Consider the following 17,052-nt stretch of genomic DNA (forward strand, 5'->3'; position numbering starts at 1 on the left):
TGGCTGACGACAATGTACGTGTTTTACTTGGGTGCTAGAGCGATTGATTTTGAATCTGGCGTTCAGCTTTTGCCTGAAATTCATCGGCGAGTGAGTAGGATATGAATCAAGAACCGATCGCGATCGTTGGTATTGGTTGTCGCTTTCCTGGAGGTGTCCAAAGCCCAGGTAGCTTCTGGAACCTGTTGCAAAATGGCAGGGATGCAATTACCGAAATACCTGGCGATCGCTGGAACGTTAACAAATTTTATCATCCCGATCCGGTAGAACCAGGTAAGATGTATAGCCGCTGGGGTGGGTTTCTCGACCAAATAGACCAGTTTGATGCCAAATTCTTTGGGATTTCTGGTGCGGAAGCGGCTCGGATTGACCCCCAACAACGACTCTTGTTAGAAACAACGTGGGAGGCGCTAGAGGATGCAGGACTTGTGCCGGCACATCTAGCTGGCAGCGATACCGGGGTTTTTATTGGGGTACTTAACCGGGATTACAATTACATTCAATTGGGGGAGCGCGATCGCGATGCAATTAATGCCCACACTATAGTTAGCTCAAACCTCAACTTGGTACCTAATCGCATTTCTTACTGCTTTGACTTCACAGGCCCCAGTCTGCCGATTGACGCTGGCTGTGCCTCGTCATTAGTCGCTGTTCACCTTGCCTGCTCTAGTCTCTGGAATGGGGAATGTAGCCTTGCCCTAGCAGGTGGGGTCAATGTCATCTTCAAACCAGAAGTCAGCATCGCCATGAGTAAGGCATTTTTACTGTCTGCGGATGGTCGTTGCAAGAGTTTTGATGCCGCAGCAGATGGTTTTGTGCGGGCTGAAGGGGTGGGGGTTGTTGTCCTCAAGCCACTGTCCCATGCTCTAGCTGACGGCGATCCTATTTATGCAACGATCCGCAGCAGTGCTGTCAATCAAAACGGTCGCGGCAGCAGTTTTACAGCCCCCGAAGTTTTGGCGCAGCAGGCAGTGATGCAAAAAGCCTATCAGCGGGCAGGAATTCTCCCTCAGCAGGTGCAGTATGTAGAAACTCAAGGCTCCAGTTCGCCGATGGGGGATGAGATTGAAGCCAAAGCGATCGGGGCTGCGATCGGCAGCGATCGCGCTTTGGGTAATGAATGCGCCATCGGATCTGTGAAAACAAATATTGGACACATGGAAGCGGCTGCTGGCATTGGCGGACTGATTAAAGCAGCGCTAGCAGTTAGCCATCGTCAGATTCCACCCAATCTGCATTTTCAAACCCCCAATCCCAAAATTCCTTGGGAGGAACTACGGTTGCGCGTGGCACAATCCTTAGAACCACTAACAAATCAGGATAATCAACCACCAATCGTCAGTGTGAATGGGTTTGGTCTGGGAGGCACGAATGTTCATGTGATTCTGCAAGGTGTAGAGATTGGTCAGCCAAGATCCTTGCCAATTGATACTGCGATCGCTAACCAACCACAAATTTTTTTAATGTCAGCTCGTAGCCCAGAGGCTCTCAAAGCCTTTGCTAAAGCTTATATTGAGTTTTTAACCGAGCATTCTAACGCCGGAATTTCCTTGCCAGACATTTGCTACACAGCTAGTCTCCGCCGTAGCCATCACTCCCACCGTTTGGCAATGGTGGTTGATTCCAAAAAACAACTTGCCGAGCATTTAATGGCTTTTCTTGCACAAGAAAACCGCCCCTCGATGTTTTCCGGCTATGTAGAACAACATAAAAACAGTAGAGTAGAGGAAAATCCTGGTACTGAATGCGCTCAAATGTTGAATTCCTTAGCAGAGCGCTATACCCTAGAAGATTCCATTGATTGGAATGCTCTTTATCCTCATGGTGGTTCTTTTGTGCGTTTGCCGTCCTATCCGTGGCAACGACAGCGTTACTGGCAGGAATCAGAAGCCTCACGGCAAGATAGATTAGGATCTAATACTGTTGAAGCCTCTAGTGCGGTTGGCTCTCAGATTGCCGAACAGATTGATATTGTAGAGCAATGGTCAGTAGCGGTAAATAGCCAACGCACCGATTTATTAAGCACTTACATTCAAGCACAAATTGTCCAAGCCTTAGAGTGTGAAGCTGTTCAAGTTGATGTCCAAAAGCCACTTAATAGTATGGGCATCGATTCTCTGATGGCTGTGAGTTTGAGAAATCGCATTGTCACCAATTTAAAGATTGAACTGCCAATCGAACAGTTTATTGCTAGTCCTAGCATTGCAGAATTAGCTCAAGCTTGCCACGAACAATTAATTTTGAAAAATTTGATCCCAACTATTCAGATTGCTAATTTTGTTGAGGAAATAGAGGAGTTAACACTTTAGCCTCAGTTCGGTATTGAGACGAGTACAAGCAAAAGCAGATCGGGTTTTGAAGAGGGCTGAATATGGTATTCAATGAATTGTTAACATCCAGTTTGTCAGTCAAAAATTTAGTAGAACTGACGCGTTGTCGCGCCGAACAACAGCCCGATCGCCTCGCCTATAGTTTTGTGCTGGATGGAGAACAGGAAGTAATTAGTCTCACATATCGAGAACTGGATCTATCAGCACGAGCGATCGCGGCGCAATTGCAAACTGTCAGTGCCAAGCATGAGCGTGTCCTGCTTCTCTACCCGCCTGGTCTTGATTTCATTACCGCCTTCTTTGGCTGCTTATATGCTGGTACGATCGCCGTTCCTGCTTATCCGCCTCGACAAAATCAGTCCATCTCCAGACTGATGGCAATTATAGCAGATGCCCAGGCTAGGGTTGCCCTGACTACAACCTCCTTACTGACCACGATCGCTACTCAATTTAACCACCATCCAGACCTGGCTACAAAACAGATTTTAACTACCGACACCATCAATAATCAGCAAGCAGAGTTATGGCGCGAACCCGTAATCGATGCAAACGCGATCGCATTTCTGCAATACACCTCTGGCTCAACCGGGACACCCAAGGGGGTTATGGTCAGTCATGGCAACTTACTGCACAATTTAGAACTGATTCATCAGTTTTTCCAAACCACTGCCAACGAATTAGGCGTATCCTGGCTGCCCCCTTATCATGATATGGGCTTAATCGGCGGCATCCTCCAACCCCTTTACGTCGGTTCCTCAATAATTTTGATGTCGCCTGTTGCGTTTTTGCAAAAGCCATACCGTTGGTTAGAAGCAATTTCCCGCTATCAAGCGACGATTAGCGGCGGGCCGAATTTTGCCTATGATTTGTGCGTGCAGAAGATTCAGCCAGAACAATTAGTGGATCTTGACCTGAGCAGTTGGAAAGTTGCTTTCAATGGTGCCGAACCAGTTCGTGCCCAGACCTTAGAGCGATTTGTTGCCAAGTTTGAGCCTTACGGCTTTCGCCCTGAAGCTTTTTATCCTTGCTATGGGATGGCTGAAGGCACATTGTTGATTTCCGGGGGAATAAAAGAGTGCTACCCAACGGTGTGTAATGTAGAAAGTGCTGCTCTCAAACAAAACCAAGTTGTGCTGTGTGCAGAGCAACAGCAGCATAGTATCAAGATTGTTGGGCAAGGTAGGACGGGGTTAGGTCAAACAATTGCGATCGTCAATCCACAATCTTTCCAGAGATGTCCAGATGGTACAGTTGGAGAAATTTGGGTTACAGGAGCGAGTATTGCTCAAGGGTACTGGCAGAAACCCCAAGAAACGCAAGAAACATTCTATGCCTGTTTAGACGATACAGATGAGGGTTCGTTTCTGCGAACGGGCGACCTGGGATTTCTGCATAATGGTGAATTATTTGTTACCGGACGACTCAAGGATTTAATTGTGATTCGAGGTCGAAACTACTATCCTCAAGACATTGAACTGACGGTGCAGGAAAGTTATTCGGCTCTCCGACAAGGCTGTGGAGCAGTGTTTGCCATTGAGGTAGAAGGAGAAGAAAGAATCGTCGTTGCTCAAGAAATCGAGCGCACCTACTTAAGAAAGCTCAATGCAGATGAAGCGATCGCGGCAATTCGGCAAGCGGTGTCACAGGTTCATGAGTTATCAGTTTATGCAGTGTTGCTGCTCAAGACTGCCAGCATTCCCAAAACTTCAAGTGGTAAGATTTCCCGCACTGCTTGCCGCAATGGATTTCAAACAGGTAGTTTAGATATCATTGCTGCTGACATCTTGCCCGAATGGGATGGCACAGATAGCGAATATAAACTCACAGCAGCAGAACTGTTAGCGATCGCTCCCACACAAAGACAGCAGCACTTAGAGTCTTACATTCAAGCAAAACTAGCCAGGGGACTGAAAGTTGACTTGGCAAAACTCCATCCCCAACAACCCTTGCATCAGCTAGGCCTCGATTCCTTGACTGCGATCGAGATTAAACATCAAATCGAAGTCGATCTAGAAGTCAATGTTCCTGTGGTCAAGTTTCTCGAAGGTGTGACCCATTGCAAATCTCGCTGCTCAAATTCTCAGACAATTGACTGGAGTAAATTCTCAGCAGCAAGGCGAAAAGCTACCCTTTTTCTGCATTCATCCGGTGATGGGTGTCGCTTCTGTTTATTCCGATCTGGCAGAGTTATTGGGTCAAGAACAACCTTTCTATGGGCTACAATCTGCCGGGATTACTGGCGAAGGCAAATCAAAAGATTGTATAGAAGACATTGCTGCTGAGTATATCCACGGTATCCAACAGGTGCAGCCAGAAGGCCCCTATTGTCTAGGAGGTTGGTCTTTTGGGGCGCTGGTGGCATTTGAAATGGCCCAACAGCTACAGCAAGCAGGACAGACCATTGTCTTACTGGCACTGATTGATACTCCCGCCTTTTGCGACAATCGCACTCAGAATTTCTTCCAGATGGCTAAATTTCTGGTGAATTCCGTGCTTCGCAATCTTGGCCCTTATCTGGATGAAACAGTAGACCATTTTCTGACTGCTGTCGAAGAACGACAACTCGCCCAACAAATTGGAACTAAGACCTCGAAGCCATTGCATTTTTTGGTTGAGCCAGGAAGTATAGCTAAGGTTGTCGCCCACCAGTCCAGGCTGAGTAAGCTTTTCCAACCAGCTGCGCGACGGCTATTCCAAGTCATGCAAGCTAATAACTCAGCCCTCCTCAAATACAAGCCGCAGCCTTATCCAGGTAAAGTTACTCTCTTTCGGACAAGCAAACAAACTGGAAAAAATCCCCAAGACGCAACCCTTGGCTGGGGCGATCTAGCGATCGGCGGAGTTGAGATTCATCAAATTCCGGGAAACCATCTGAATTTAGTTCTCCCGCCCCATGTAGAAGTACTTGCCGAAAAGCTAAAAGCTTGTCTCGATCGCGTCCAGGTTCAAAAGGTGGAGGTATTAGACTTCTTGCAGAAGTAGGGAATTGGGTTTGGGGGAAAGGAAAAAGGAATAAAAAAACCTTTCCCCTTTAACCTTTCCCCTTTTCCCACAAGAGTGCAAGAGGTCTATTGTAGATTTGTTCTTTCCTGGCAGGATTATATTAGCTTGATAATACTATCAGTAAATTTATAAAAAGAAATAATAACAAAAATATCCAATTTTATTACTGATAGTTATAAAACAGTACTAACTGATATTATCCTAATCAAGTCTCTATCTATATTCAGAGGATAAAAAATCAAGCAAATAACTAGAACGGCTTCAAAAAACCAAACTATGTAAAAAAAATAAAATAGGCTTAAACCCTTTTACCTTCTGCCCAATTCCAATAATCAATATTCACACCGACCTACTTCTTATGAGTATACCTTTAAAGCTTCGCAGTGGTTTTAGCTTTGATGAAGCGATTTTAATGGCTAAGTTCTCCAAACGAAGTTATGAAATATTTCAAGTTGGGGGAGGCTCTGTTGAAGATGCCGAAGTCCAAGATATTTATAACTCTCTGTATAAGAATGAGGGCTGGAAATTAGTTCATAGCTTGCATAATAATGAAACTAATATCCGAGGTTTCATTTTTAAACGGGAAGGAAGTAATCAATTTGCGGTGATTTTTCGAGGCTCTATTGTTACCGATCGCGGTCAAATTGAATTAACGGATATTTTGACCGATCTCAATTGGTCATTAATTAACTATGGTTCTTTACCAGATACGCGAGTCAAAGTAGCACGGGGATTTTTTGAAGGATTTGAAGCCGTAAAAGACGAACTTGCTGCCTTTTTTCAGGTTCTCTTAGGTCAAATTAATGCTCAAGATTTTGAGATATTTCAAACTTTGAATTCTGGCAAACAAATTGCTATTGCCCATGCCATTGCTGCGGCTGGAGGAATCCGATTCGGACTGGCCTTTGAGCGGCGATTAAAAAAACTAATTTCGGAAGTTTTCTCTTATGATGCGATCGGCAACCTGAATCGAGCCTGGAGTTTTGCCCGCGATGAACTGTTGAACTTTGAAGATATTTCTAGAGAAATGAGTGAGTTATCGAATAGTCGCAGGGCTGGCGCTAGCTTGAATTCTATATCTAAGATACCTAAAAATACCAGCCGCCTTGAGGTTTTCGTGGGCGGTCATAGTTTGGGCGGTGGTTTAGCTCAACTCGGCGCTCTGTTCTTAAAACGCCGTTTTAGTTCTTTGGGAGAGTCAGTTTTACGAGTCAAAGTATACACCTTTGGATCTGTGAAAGTTGGCAATCAGCATTTTGCCAATTACTACAACGAACAATTAGGAGAAGGATTTAGTTACCGCGTCGAAAATCAACTGGATCTGTTTACTCTAGTACCTTTTAGCCTTCCTTTCCCTTTAAGTATGGTGGCTGGCAATGGCTTGAGATTGGGGGAACTTTACTTAGGCAATTACGAACATGTGGGAGAAGTTCACCACGTAATCGGACTGGGAAATCACGGTGTCTCTCTGAATTTTGGGGGAGCGGCAGAATTTATGGGAGGTGTTCCTTTCCCTCACAGCTTCGATACCTACATTCAACTGCTAGAAGAAGACAAAAAACGGTGGCATCAGTTGTGGCAACCGATTAGAGGAATTCTCAGCATCTTTTTACAAGAAATGCTCCAGGAACAAGAAACTGGGATTGTAATGACCACCGAAGAACAAATACGGGGAGTTCAAGAACAGACATCTGAAGAAATTCGGAATCTCAAGCAATCTCTAGACGAACTTAAAAGCGAAATTCAGCGATCGGGGCTGAACTTGAAGAACGAATAAGAACTGGTAACTTTGACTACTTATGACCGAGACAATTTTAGATGCAATGATGCAAGGATTAAACTCAAAATCTAAAATCTAAAAAAGGTTTCAAGCTTCTCCATTTATGGAGAATATTTCAAAAAATCATCATTGAAGCCTCTTCTTTAAAAAAGAGGTTAATCCAAAATTGTAAATCCAAAATCCAAAATCGACGTGACCCCTACTGTTACTGCTCGCAATCTTAGTATCTTTGCTGGTCTACTTGCCTTAAGTATCGGGGCTGGATACGTTTTCCTGTCTAAAGTATCTAGCCAGTCAGCCGCCAACAACGCCTCGTCATCTTCGTTATCGTTGCCCCCTGAAAAAACAAAAGTCTTGGCATTGGGGCGGTTGGAACCAGAAGGGGAAATTACCAAAGTTGCAGTTCCAGTGGGGGCGCAGATCGATAAATTAAAAGTTTCTGAGGGTGATTGGGTTAAAGCCGGACAAGTTTTGGCTTATCTCAAAAGTCACCAAGAAATGCTGGCTAAACGAAATTTGGTTGCTAGCCAGTTAGAGGAGGTGCAAAAACAGATACAAACAGATAGCTCCCTGAATAAAATTGAGATTGGTCAGGCACAAGCACAGATTGGTCAGATTTCTACTCCTCGTTTGCAAGAAATTAGCTCTCAACAGGCTGCTGTTCGCCGATCGCAAGCAGAGTTGGATCAAGCAATTATCATACGCGATCGCTATGCAAAACTTTATGCTGAAGGTGCAGTTCCTAAAGAAGATTATGAGATTAGAAAGTTACTGGTTGTACAAACCCAAGAGAATTTAAGTCAAGCCAAAGCCAAGTTAGAGCAATTAACCACGACCCGCACAGAAGATATCAAAGTAGCTCAAGAGAACCTCAAACGCTCAGAGATGAATTTAAAGCGAGTCGCTAGCCATAGTGGGTTGACTTCAGCCATCCAAAATTTAAAACTGGCCCAAGCACAGTTAGAGCAAACTATTATCCGTGCGCCCAAAAACGGCCAAGTCTTGAAGATTTACACCCAGGCTGGAGAAGTGATTTCCGATCGCGGGCTTCTGGCTCTAGGCAACACACGTAATATGTATGTAGTGGCAGAGGTTTTTGAAACAGACGTTAAGTTGATTAAAGTCGGACAGCGAGCAACGATTACCAGTCCGGTTTTTGAAGAAAAAATGACTGGCACTGTCGCCAAAATTGGTCAACTAGTGTTCAAAAACGACATTATTGGGGACGATCCGACAGCAAAATCAGATGTCCGAGTAGTAGAAGTGAAAATCCGCTTAGATCGAAGCAAACTTGTCTCCGATCTCAGTAATCTGCAAGTAGATACCGAGATTGATTTAAATTAATTCGCTAAAGGTTTTTCAAAAGGGAATAGGGAATAGGGAATAGGGAATAGGGAACTTAGACTTTAACAATTTTTGCAGATGTCTAAATCATCAGGAGTCAGAGAATGTGACTAAACGTCAGCACCGCAAACACTGGAAAGGGCCCCCGTTGGCATGGCGCAACTTAATGCAGAGTAAAGCTCGCTTAAGCGTGGGAGTTTCAGCCATCAGCTTTGCGGTTTCCTTAATATTTATGCAACTTGGACTCTTTGGCGGAGTGATGAAGGGAGCGACGCTCCTCTATGACAGCCTCGATTTTGACATTGTATTGATTTCATCCAAGTCACCAGAGTCTACCAATGTTCCACCCTTTCCCCGACGTTATTTGTATCAGGCGGGAGGGATGAATGGCGTTGCTGCTGCTAAACCACTATACCTGTCATTTGGCTCGTGGCGCAATGTAGAAACGACGCGAATACGAGCGCTTTTGGTTTTAGGGTTTAATTATCGAGATCGTGTGTTGCGCGTGCCAGAAGTTTATCCGTATTTACAAGACCTGCAACGCCAAGATACCTTGCTAATGAATCGCTTTTCACGCTCCGAATTTGGCCCGAGAGAAGTAGGTCTGAAAACTGAACTGAGCAGGCGACAAGTTGAGATTGTGGGGTTGTTTAGCTTAAATAACACTATCCGTGCTGATGGCACTGTGATTGTTAGCGATGGAAATTTTATTCGTCTCAATCCGGGGCGATCGCTAAATGATGTGAGTCTGGGGCTGCTGAAAGTTGAGCCAGGTGTAAACGTTGATGAAGTCGTACAACGCTTACGCCAAATCATGCCGGCAACGATTAAGGTGTTCGATCGCCAGGAAGCCATGGCCAGAGAGCAGGAATTTTGGGTTAAATCTTCTTCGCTCGGTTATATCATTGGTGTTGCCGTTGTCATGGCTTTTTTAGTTGGGACTGTCATTGTCTATCAAGTCCTGAGTTCTGATGTCACTGAACGCTTGCACGAATACGCAACTTTAAAAGCCATTGGATATACTAATCTGCGTTTGTTGACAGTCGTTGTCCAAGAAGCGGTTGTGCTGGCGGCGCTGGGGTTTATTCCCGGTTGTCTTCTGGCTTTGGGTATGTACCAAGCCATTTTTATTTCTACAAGACTACCAGTCGCCATGACTGTTAGCCGGATGTTATTAGTATTTGGCTTGACGATTCTGACATGTAGTGCATCTGGACTTATTGTTGCTCGCAAAGTATTAGTTGCAGATCCCGCTGATGTTTTCTAGGAAAAAGGTTCGAGTTGTCCTTTTTAAGTTTTCCCTTGCTTGGCGCAACCTGCTCCAGCGCCGATCGCAGTTTGTCACAGCATTAGCTGCGATCGCCTTTGCAGTTTTTCTGATGTTTTCCCAACTCGGATTTCAGAATGCAATGTTGAATAGTAACGTTGCGTTTATTCAGGTATTAAATGCTGATTTAATCATGCTCAGTCAGCGACGCTATGTTACCGTTATTGACGAAACCTTTAATCGAACTCGATTATATCAAGCTAGACAATTTGAGGGCGTTGCCGCCGCTTATCCTCTTTATATCACTCTCGGTAGTTGGAGACGTTCTGGAACTGCTGAGGAAAGGTCTATCCGAGTACTGGGATTTAATTTAGACGATCCTGTTTTTCTTTTGCCTGAGATTCAAGCCGCTGAATCCGTTCTCAAAATGCCTAATACTGTATTGACCGATAGCAGGGTCTCGCAAAGATTATGGTTCTATGCAACCGGGTGTGACGACTGAGCTTTCTGGTGTAAACATCAAAATAATTGGCACGTTTGAACTGGGTGCTGACTTTGTAACTGATGGTAATTTAATTATCAGCGATCTTAATTTTCTGAGAATCTTTGCAACTAGACCTTCTGGCATTGATTCCAAGCTTCGTTCATCGCTCAACGACGTTGATATTGGTCTCATCAAAGTGACGCCAGGAACGAATAGCGATCGCCTAGAAAAGTTTTTAAATCAAGCTTTACCATCTGATATAGTTGTTTACACCAAACAACATTTTATTGCCAAAGAACTAAATTATTGGATGCAAGCATCTGGCATTGGGGCTATTTTTGGACTAGGAACAATCATCGGTTTTGTGGTTGGTATTGTCGTTGTTTACAACATTATCTATAGTAATGTTGCAGATAATCTACCTCAATATGGCACTTTAAAAGCTATTGGTTATTCTAATTTTTATCTTGTCAGTATTATTTTTCTGCAATCGATAATTCTTTCATTTTTTGGTTTTTTTCCGGGCTTGTGCTTAAGTTCTATTTTTTATCAATTAATTTCTACGGCTACAGGGCTGCAATTAGAAATGGATTTTAACGTTATCAGCCTCGTGCTATTTTTAACGGTTTTAATGTGTGTGATTTCCGGACTGATTGCCAGCAGAAAACTTAAAAAAATAGATCCTGCCGATATTTATTAACAAAAATTTTGAATAGATGTTGATATAAACTGATGTCTACCGAACCAATTATTGTCATTGAAAACCTCAATCATTATTATGGCAAGGGTCAATTACGCAAACAAATATTATTTGATATTTCCCTGAAAATTTATCCTGGAGAAATTGTGATTATGTCCGGGCCTTCTGGGTCTGGAAAGACAACACTGCTGACTTTAATTGGGGGATTGCGTTCCGTTCAAGAAGGTAGCCTTCAGGTACTAGGACACGAGTTAAGCAAAGCCAGCAATCGGTTGCTGGAAAATGTCCGCAAGCAGATAGGGTTCATTTTCCAAGCTCATAATTTGTTAGGTTCCCTAACCGCAAACCAAAATGTCCAAATGTCTTTGGTGCTGAATGATGCGATCGCAATGGAAGAAGCGCAAGAGCGATCGCAAGCAATATTAGAGCAAGTGGGACTGCAAAAGCGGATTCATTCTTATCCACACCAGTTATCGGGCGGACAAAAACAACGAGTAGCGATCGCACGAGCTTTGGTAAACCGACCCCCAACTGATTTTGGCTGATGAACCAACAGCAGCGCTAGACAAAGCCAGTGGTCGAGATGTGGTGGAACTAATGCAAAAACTGGCAAAGCAGCAAAATTGTACCATTTTGCTAGTAACCCATGACAACCGAATTTTAGATATTGCCGATCGCATCGTTCATTTAGAAGATGGCCGTTTAGCATCGCCGACAGAGCAAGCAATTCTAGACATTGAGAGTACAACGACCTCATTAGTGAAAGCGAAAAAAGAGGAATTGAGCCGCACGCTCGAAGAATTAACAATCCCTCAGTTTTTGAGTTTGCTTCAGAAGCTCAAAGAAGAATTTGAACAAGTTTTGCAAGCAATGAATATTCTCAGCGAGCAAATGCTAAAAGCAAATATTGAGGAAGTGATTAGGGCGTTAGCCTGGAAAATTGCCCAAATTATGGGTGCGGATCGAGCAACTATCTTTGTGGTCGATCGGGAAAAAAACCAGCTTTGGTCTAAGGTTTCTCGGAGTGAAAATGAAGAAGCGGTAGAAATTTTCCTGCCGATGAATGCTAGTATTAGCGGTTATGTTGCCACAACTGGTGAAAGTGTAAATATAACTGATGTTCAGCAAAATCCTCAGTTCTATAAAGAAATCGATCGAGCAACTGGATATCATACTTGTAATATTCTTTGCTTACCCATGTTTAATAGTAGAAACCAAGTGTTTGCAGTGGTTGTGTTGACTAACAAACTAGGAGGTAGCCCCTTTGATGCCAATGATGAACGTCTACTTCGCGAACTAACTGCACCGCTGGGTGTGATTCTAGAAGGTACTCTCTCGGTGTTACAACAATAGAGTTGTCAGGAATTGAAGAAAAATTCAGAAGTCAGATTACCCTAAATAAGCTTTTTTAACTCGCTCATCACTAATCAATTCTGATGCTGCCCCTGTTAAGGTAATAGAACCAGCTTCTAAAACATAACCGCGATCGGCAATTTGCAGCGCCAAATTTGCGTTTTGTTCAACTAACAAAATAGTCACGCCTGTAGCCCGAAGATTTTCAATAATAGAAAAGATTTCCCGGACGATCGCAGGTGCTAAACCCAAGCTAGGCTCGTCTAAAAGCAACAGTTGTGGTTTACTCATGACAGCGCGAGCGATCGCTAACATTTGTTGTTCGCCACCACTGAGGGTTCCTGCTAGTTGATTGCGTCTTTGTGACAAGCGGGGAAATAGCTCAAATTGGCGCTGAATGTCTGCTTTAATCTCGGCTTGATTGGAACGAATATAAGCACCCAAAAGTAAATTATCAAATACAGTTTGCCGCGCTAATACTCTACGTCCTTCAGGACAATGGGCAATACCAAGTTGGACAACTTCGTGAGTTTGGCGACGAGTAATATTATGTCCATTATAGATAATTACGCCACTCTTAGGATTAACTACTTTAGATATAGCGCGAAGTGTAGTAGTTTTTCCAGCACCATTAGCACCAATTAAAGTAACTACCTCACCTTTTTTAATAATTAAATTAATCTTTTTTAAAGCTTGGATGCCGCCATAATTAACATCAAGTTCTTGAACTTCTAAAATTGTATAGTCTGGTTTACTATCGGCTTTCATCGGCGGTTTACATCCAGAAATGTTGATTCAAAATCTAAGATACATCAATCATACATTTCTTAAAACAGTGCCAAGACATTGCTTCAACTTCAAACTAACGCCATAATACCGCAATCTTTATGATGTACCATTAATTACTGATAAATATATCAAGCGTCCAGTGGCAAAAGTAGCAGATATTGGTAGCAAAGGACTAATTAATTTAGCTCCCGATGCATGGGTAAAGTGGGTAACACAACGTCCTGAAGTTGTGGCGAGAGAAATTCTCGGCTCTGAGTTTCACTGGATTAGCCGCGAAACAGATGTGTTAGTGAAAGCATACAGTGCCACTCACGGAGATTTTCTCGTACTCAATGAACTACAACTACGGTACACAACACAGATGCCTCTACGGATGAGAGCTTATGCCGCCTTGGCACAAGAACGCTATCGATTGCCAACTTACCCAGTACTGATCAACATTTTACCGCCTTCATCCAGCTTAACTATTGTCAGTAGTTACGAGCAGGAATTTTTGGGATTACGTGCTATCCAAGATTATCGCACGATCAATTTGTGGGAAATCGATGCTGAAATAGTCTTTGAGCAACCATTACCATCGTTGTTACCCTTTGTGCCAATCTTGCGAGGAGGGGGAGAGGTATCAGTTGTGCAACGCGCATTACAGGCGCTACGAGCAGATGAACAGTTGAACCAATTAGAATCATTGCTGGCATTTTTTGCTAGCTTTGTGTTAGACACGCCTTTCGTGCAACAAATCATGAGGTGGGATATGGCAGTATTGCGAGAATCGCCTTGGTATCAGGAAATTGAGCAAAGAGGTATTCAGCTAGGTCTTCAGCAGGGTGTACAACGGCAGTTAATCCGAGTATTGCGACGACGTTTTGATGAAATTCCTCATGAAGTGGAAGCAAGGCTTGAAGGCGAGAGTGTGGAAAGATTAGAAAGCTTAATGGATAGCGCGATCGCAGTGAATTCTTTAGACGAATTCGTGCAAATTTTGTTTACCTGAATTTGTAGGTGCGATCGCCTTTAGTGCAACAAATCATGAGGTGGAATATTACAGGTGCGATCGCACTAACCGATCGCCAGTAGCAACATTGCTGAGGGATAAGTTAGATAAAGTTTTACCTGATAAATATGTCACACTTCAAGTTATGATAAATCTCACTTTCTGAGTGCATCTACACCCCGATGGCAAAATCTGCTGATGTCAGCACCAAAAAATTAATTAGCCTTGCACCTGACAATTGGGTAAGATGGGTGACGCAGATTTCTGATATCGTTGCCGGGGAAATTCTAACTAGCGAATTTCAGTGGATTAGCCGGGAAAGTGATGTTTTAATCCGTGTCAACAGTCCCCAACACGGAGAATTTCTGCTTCTTAATGAATTGCAATTACGCTATCAATCCAAAATGCCACGTCGGATGCGTGCATACGCTGCACTTGCGGAAGAAAAATATAACTTGCCAACATACCCCGTTCTCATTAACATTCTTAAAACTGGCAACAACGAAATACCCACAAGCTTTACATCAAATATTGCTGGATTACGGGCAATACAAGATTATCGAGTAATTAACCTGTGGGAAGTTGATGTCAATATTGCTTTTCAACAACCCTTACCATCTTTACTGCCGTTTGTACCCATTCTCAAAGGTGGTGAAAATGAATCTACTATTAGAGAAGCATTGCAAATTCTTCGTGCTAATGAACAACTAAACCAACTGGAAACGGTCTTAGCTTTTTTTGCTACATTTGTTTTAGAAACTGGACTCGTTCAAGAAATCATGAGGTGGGATATGGTTGTGTTACGTGAGTCGCCTTGGTATCAAGAAATTTTACGTGAAGGAGAAGCACGCGGAGAAGCACGAGGAGAAGCACGCGGAGAAGCACGCGGAGAAGCACGAGGAGAAGCACGCGGAGAAGCACGCGGAGAAGCACGCGGAGAAGCACGCGGAGAGCTGCGAGGAATACTTTCTAGTATTGAAATTAATTTGGAGTTAAAATTTGGCAACAACGGGTTACAGTTAATGCCACAAATCACGGAAATTAATGATATAGAGCGTTTGAAGATAATTTTACGGAACGTTGTAACAGCAAATAATATTGAGGAATTACAACAGGTTTTGTCATTGTAAGATAGATAATCAGATATTATTCATTGCCCAAATAAGCTTCAATTACAGCCGGATCGTTTCTGACTACAGATGGTTCACCCAAGGCAATTAATTGACCAAAATCTAGCACAGCAATGCGATCGCACAAACCCATAACCAATGGTACATGGTGTTCAATCAAAACGATCGTCAAATTGAAGTCATTGCGCAGGCTACGGATAAATTCACTCAATTGCTGCTTTTCATTGGGGTTCATTCCCGCCGCTGGTTCATCAAGAAGTAAAATTTGCGGTTGTAATGCTAAAGCACGGGCAATTTCTAGCCGACGCTGATCGCCGTAGGCAAAGTTTTTGGCTTTTTCGTCAGCGCGATCGCTTAATCCTACCAAATTTAATAAATCGAAAGCTTTTTGCTTAGTCTTCAATTCTTCACGAGGCGCTGGTGGTAATCCCAAAACACCCGTAATCATATTACTTTTGGTATGTAAATGTCGGGCAATTATCACATTTTCTAATGCCGATAATTCTCCGAACAAGCGGATATTTTGGAAGGTACGCGCGATACCTAAAGCCGCAATTTGATGAGGGACGCAGTTGAGAAACTTCTGCACCTTGATAAATTAATTTACCGCTAGAAGGTGGTATGAAGGCAGTAATTAAATTAAACAGTGTTGTTTTACCAGCACCATTAGGGCCAATCAGTCCAAAAATTTCATGTTTTTTGACACTAAAAGATACATTATTTACAGCCACTAAACCACCAAAGCGGCGAGTTAATGCTCTTGCTTCTAAAACAATACTGTTATTGGTTCCTGAAATACTATGTGACATTTTTGCATACTATTATGAATATAAAACTTACGCAATAACTCTCTAAAACTCTTATTCCTTTGCGTGCTTATCTTCTCTACGAGAGGCTGCGCCAACGAGACGCTTCGCGTTCGCCTAGCGTTCCGGAGGAAAGGCGGTTCGTTTTTTTCTTTGAAAAACATCTGGAGTAATTAGCCCTTGAGGGAAAAATATTGTACCTATTACTATTAAAAAGCCAAAAATAATTAATCTACCATCTCGCAAAAACTGTGCTAACCAATTAGGTAAACCACCAGTATCAGCGAGGCTTCGCAGAATCTCTGGTAAAGCTGTAAATACCATACCTCCAACTACCGGGCCTAAAAAAGTTCTCGAACCACCAATTAAAACAAAAGTTAAATATATAATGCTGGCATCAAAAGTACCTTGACGAGCATTCCAGGTATTGAGGAAGTGAGCGCTAATTGCACCTACAACCCCTGCAAGCATAGCCCCTAATGTAAACGCCAAAACTTTGTAATAAGTGGGAGCAATTCCCATTGCACCCGCAGCTAATTCATCTTCGCGGATAGCGATAAAAGCCCTGCCGACGCGGATGCGTTCTAAACGATAAAGTAGCACCATACTAATTAATAGTAATGGCAAAGCAATCCATAAATATTCAAGTTGTGTTTGGAAAGGTTGAGGAATACCAAAAATTCCGACAGCACCACCTGTAATATCTAGATTCAAGGAGATGACACGTAGAACTTCCACAAAAGCGATAGTTGCGATCGCTAAATAAATTCCTCGCAAGCGTAACGCCGGAATTCCCACTAATATACCCAAAAAACCAGAAATTACACCCGCAATTAACATCTCCAATAACAACAAGGGAATTGGAAATAAACTACTGCTAGATGTAAAAACTTTTGTGGATAAAATTGCGGCAATATATCCACCTAAAGCATAAAATCCGGGACTAGCTAAAGACAATTGTCCTGTCATTAGAGGTAAGTAAAGCGATAATCCTAGTAACGCCCCCAATACCATAGAGACAATTAAAGAAGCGTAAGTAGCAAAAAAATCAGCCATTTTATTTTAAAATATTTTC

13 protein-coding genes and 2 pseudogenes are annotated in these 17,052 nt (G+C 43.0%); 12 read left to right on the top strand and 3 right to left on the bottom strand.

Annotated elements, in window-relative coordinates; all coding sequences use genetic code 11:
• The first annotated feature begins 101 nt into the window (after positions 1-101).
• The 10 genes and pseudogenes from NSTCB13_RS10780 to NSTCB13_RS10825 all read left to right on the top strand — a co-directional run bounded on the left by NSTCB13_RS10780 (position 102) and on the right by NSTCB13_RS10825 (position 12,261).
• On the top strand, positions 102-2,309 hold the full coding sequence (locus tag NSTCB13_RS10780; RefSeq protein ID WP_448272337.1) for a beta-ketoacyl synthase N-terminal-like domain-containing protein: 2,208 nt from the start codon (positions 102-104) through the stop codon (positions 2,307-2,309).
• Positions 2,310-2,371: 62 nt separating this feature from the next.
• Complete coding sequence (locus NSTCB13_RS10785; RefSeq protein ID WP_448272338.1) at positions 2,372-4,612, top strand: AMP-binding protein; 2,241 nt, start codon at positions 2,372-2,374, stop codon at positions 4,610-4,612.
• Complete coding sequence (locus NSTCB13_RS10790; protein WP_448272340.1) at positions 4,521-5,312, top strand: thioesterase domain-containing protein; 792 nt, start codon at positions 4,521-4,523, stop codon at positions 5,310-5,312. Before NSTCB13_RS10785 ends, NSTCB13_RS10790 begins: the two co-directional genes overlap by 92 nt.
• Before the next feature lie 379 nt (positions 5,313-5,691).
• Positions 5,692-7,110, top strand: a complete 1,419-nt coding sequence (locus NSTCB13_RS10795; RefSeq protein ID WP_448272341.1) for a lipase family protein — start codon at positions 5,692-5,694, stop codon at positions 7,108-7,110.
• A gap of 195 nt (positions 7,111-7,305) precedes the next feature.
• The gene (locus tag NSTCB13_RS10800; protein WP_448272343.1) at positions 7,306-8,457 is read left to right on the top strand and encodes an efflux RND transporter periplasmic adaptor subunit; all 1,152 of its coding nucleotides are present in this window, start codon (positions 7,306-7,308) and stop codon (positions 8,455-8,457) included.
• A 106-nt stretch (positions 8,458-8,563) separates the two neighbouring features.
• Entirely contained in the window at positions 8,564-9,724 is a 1,161-nt protein-coding gene (devC, locus tag NSTCB13_RS10805) for an ABC transporter permease DevC (protein WP_448272344.1), read from the top strand.
• A complete protein-coding gene (locus tag NSTCB13_RS10810) occupies positions 9,714-10,226 on the top strand; it encodes a hypothetical protein (RefSeq protein WP_448272345.1) in 513 nt (170 codons plus the stop codon). Before devC ends, NSTCB13_RS10810 begins: the two co-directional genes overlap by 11 nt.
• The gene (locus tag NSTCB13_RS10815; protein ID WP_448272347.1) at positions 10,204-10,908 is read left to right on the top strand and encodes an ABC transporter permease; all 705 of its coding nucleotides are present in this window, start codon (positions 10,204-10,206) and stop codon (positions 10,906-10,908) included. The genes NSTCB13_RS10810 and NSTCB13_RS10815 overlap by 23 nt, the downstream gene beginning before the upstream one ends.
• 32 nt (positions 10,909-10,940) lie before the next feature.
• Positions 10,941-11,640 (top strand): annotated as a pseudogene (locus tag NSTCB13_RS10820) (DevA family ABC transporter ATP-binding protein); the annotation flags it as partial.
• 219 nt (positions 11,641-11,859) lie between these two features.
• Positions 11,860-12,261, top strand: a complete 402-nt coding sequence (locus NSTCB13_RS10825; RefSeq protein WP_448273177.1) for a GAF domain-containing protein — start codon at positions 11,860-11,862, stop codon at positions 12,259-12,261.
• A 36-nt stretch (positions 12,262-12,297) separates the two neighbouring features.
• On the opposite strand, the gene NSTCB13_RS10830 is transcribed toward NSTCB13_RS10825, so the two are convergent.
• Positions 12,298-13,029: an ABC transporter ATP-binding protein gene (locus tag NSTCB13_RS10830; protein ID WP_448269767.1), complete on the bottom strand. Its 732-nt coding sequence runs from the start codon at positions 13,027-13,029 to the stop codon at positions 12,298-12,300.
• Between the two features lie 160 nt (positions 13,030-13,189).
• On the opposite strand from NSTCB13_RS10830, the gene NSTCB13_RS10835 reads away from it, so the two are divergent.
• Complete coding sequence (locus NSTCB13_RS10835) at positions 13,190-14,041, top strand: Rpn family recombination-promoting nuclease/putative transposase (RefSeq protein ID WP_448272348.1); 852 nt, start codon at positions 13,190-13,192, stop codon at positions 14,039-14,041.
• A 182-nt stretch (positions 14,042-14,223) separates the two neighbouring features.
• Positions 14,224-15,171, top strand: a complete 948-nt coding sequence (locus NSTCB13_RS10840; RefSeq protein ID WP_445629558.1) for an Rpn family recombination-promoting nuclease/putative transposase — start codon at positions 14,224-14,226, stop codon at positions 15,169-15,171.
• 16 nt (positions 15,172-15,187) lie between these two features.
• Here NSTCB13_RS10840 and NSTCB13_RS10845 read toward each other — a convergent pair.
• Both NSTCB13_RS10845 and NSTCB13_RS10850 read right to left on the bottom strand, forming a co-directional pair.
• A pseudogene (locus NSTCB13_RS10845) lies at positions 15,188-15,980 on the bottom strand (ABC transporter ATP-binding protein).
• Positions 15,981-16,094: 114 nt separating this feature from the next.
• Entirely contained in the window at positions 16,095-17,033 is a 939-nt protein-coding gene (locus NSTCB13_RS10850; protein ID WP_448272350.1) for a branched-chain amino acid ABC transporter permease, read from the bottom strand.
• Positions 17,034-17,052 lie beyond the last annotated feature (19 nt).

Source organism: Nostoc sp. DSM 114160, assembly GCF_053470305.1.

What these genes read in the sequence shown, in the direction of transcription:
- NSTCB13_RS10780 (WP_448272337.1), top strand. Translation starts at nt 102, where the DNA reads ATGAATCAAGAACCGATCGCGATCGTTGGTATTGGTTGTCGCTTTCCT.
- NSTCB13_RS10785 (WP_448272338.1), top strand. Translation starts at nt 2,372, where the DNA reads ATGGTATTCAATGAATTGTTAACATCCAGTTTGTCAGTCAAAAATTTA.
- NSTCB13_RS10815 (WP_448272347.1), top strand. Translation starts at nt 10,204, where the DNA reads ATGCAACCGGGTGTGACGACTGAGCTTTCTGGTGTAAACATCAAAATA.
- NSTCB13_RS10830 (WP_448269767.1), bottom strand. Translation starts at nt 13,029, where the DNA reads ATGAAAGCCGATAGTAAACCAGACTATACAATTTTAGAAGTTCAAGAA.
- NSTCB13_RS10795 (WP_448272341.1), top strand. Translation starts at nt 5,692, where the DNA reads ATGAGTATACCTTTAAAGCTTCGCAGTGGTTTTAGCTTTGATGAAGCG.
- NSTCB13_RS10850 (WP_448272350.1), bottom strand. Translation starts at nt 17,033, where the DNA reads ATGGCTGATTTTTTTGCTACTTACGCTTCTTTAATTGTCTCTATGGTA.
- NSTCB13_RS10840 (WP_445629558.1), top strand. Translation starts at nt 14,224, where the DNA reads ATGGCAAAATCTGCTGATGTCAGCACCAAAAAATTAATTAGCCTTGCA.
- NSTCB13_RS10825 (WP_448273177.1), top strand. Translation starts at nt 11,860, where the DNA reads ATGGGTGCGGATCGAGCAACTATCTTTGTGGTCGATCGGGAAAAAAAC.
- NSTCB13_RS10810 (WP_448272345.1), top strand. Translation starts at nt 9,714, where the DNA reads ATGTTTTCTAGGAAAAAGGTTCGAGTTGTCCTTTTTAAGTTTTCCCTT.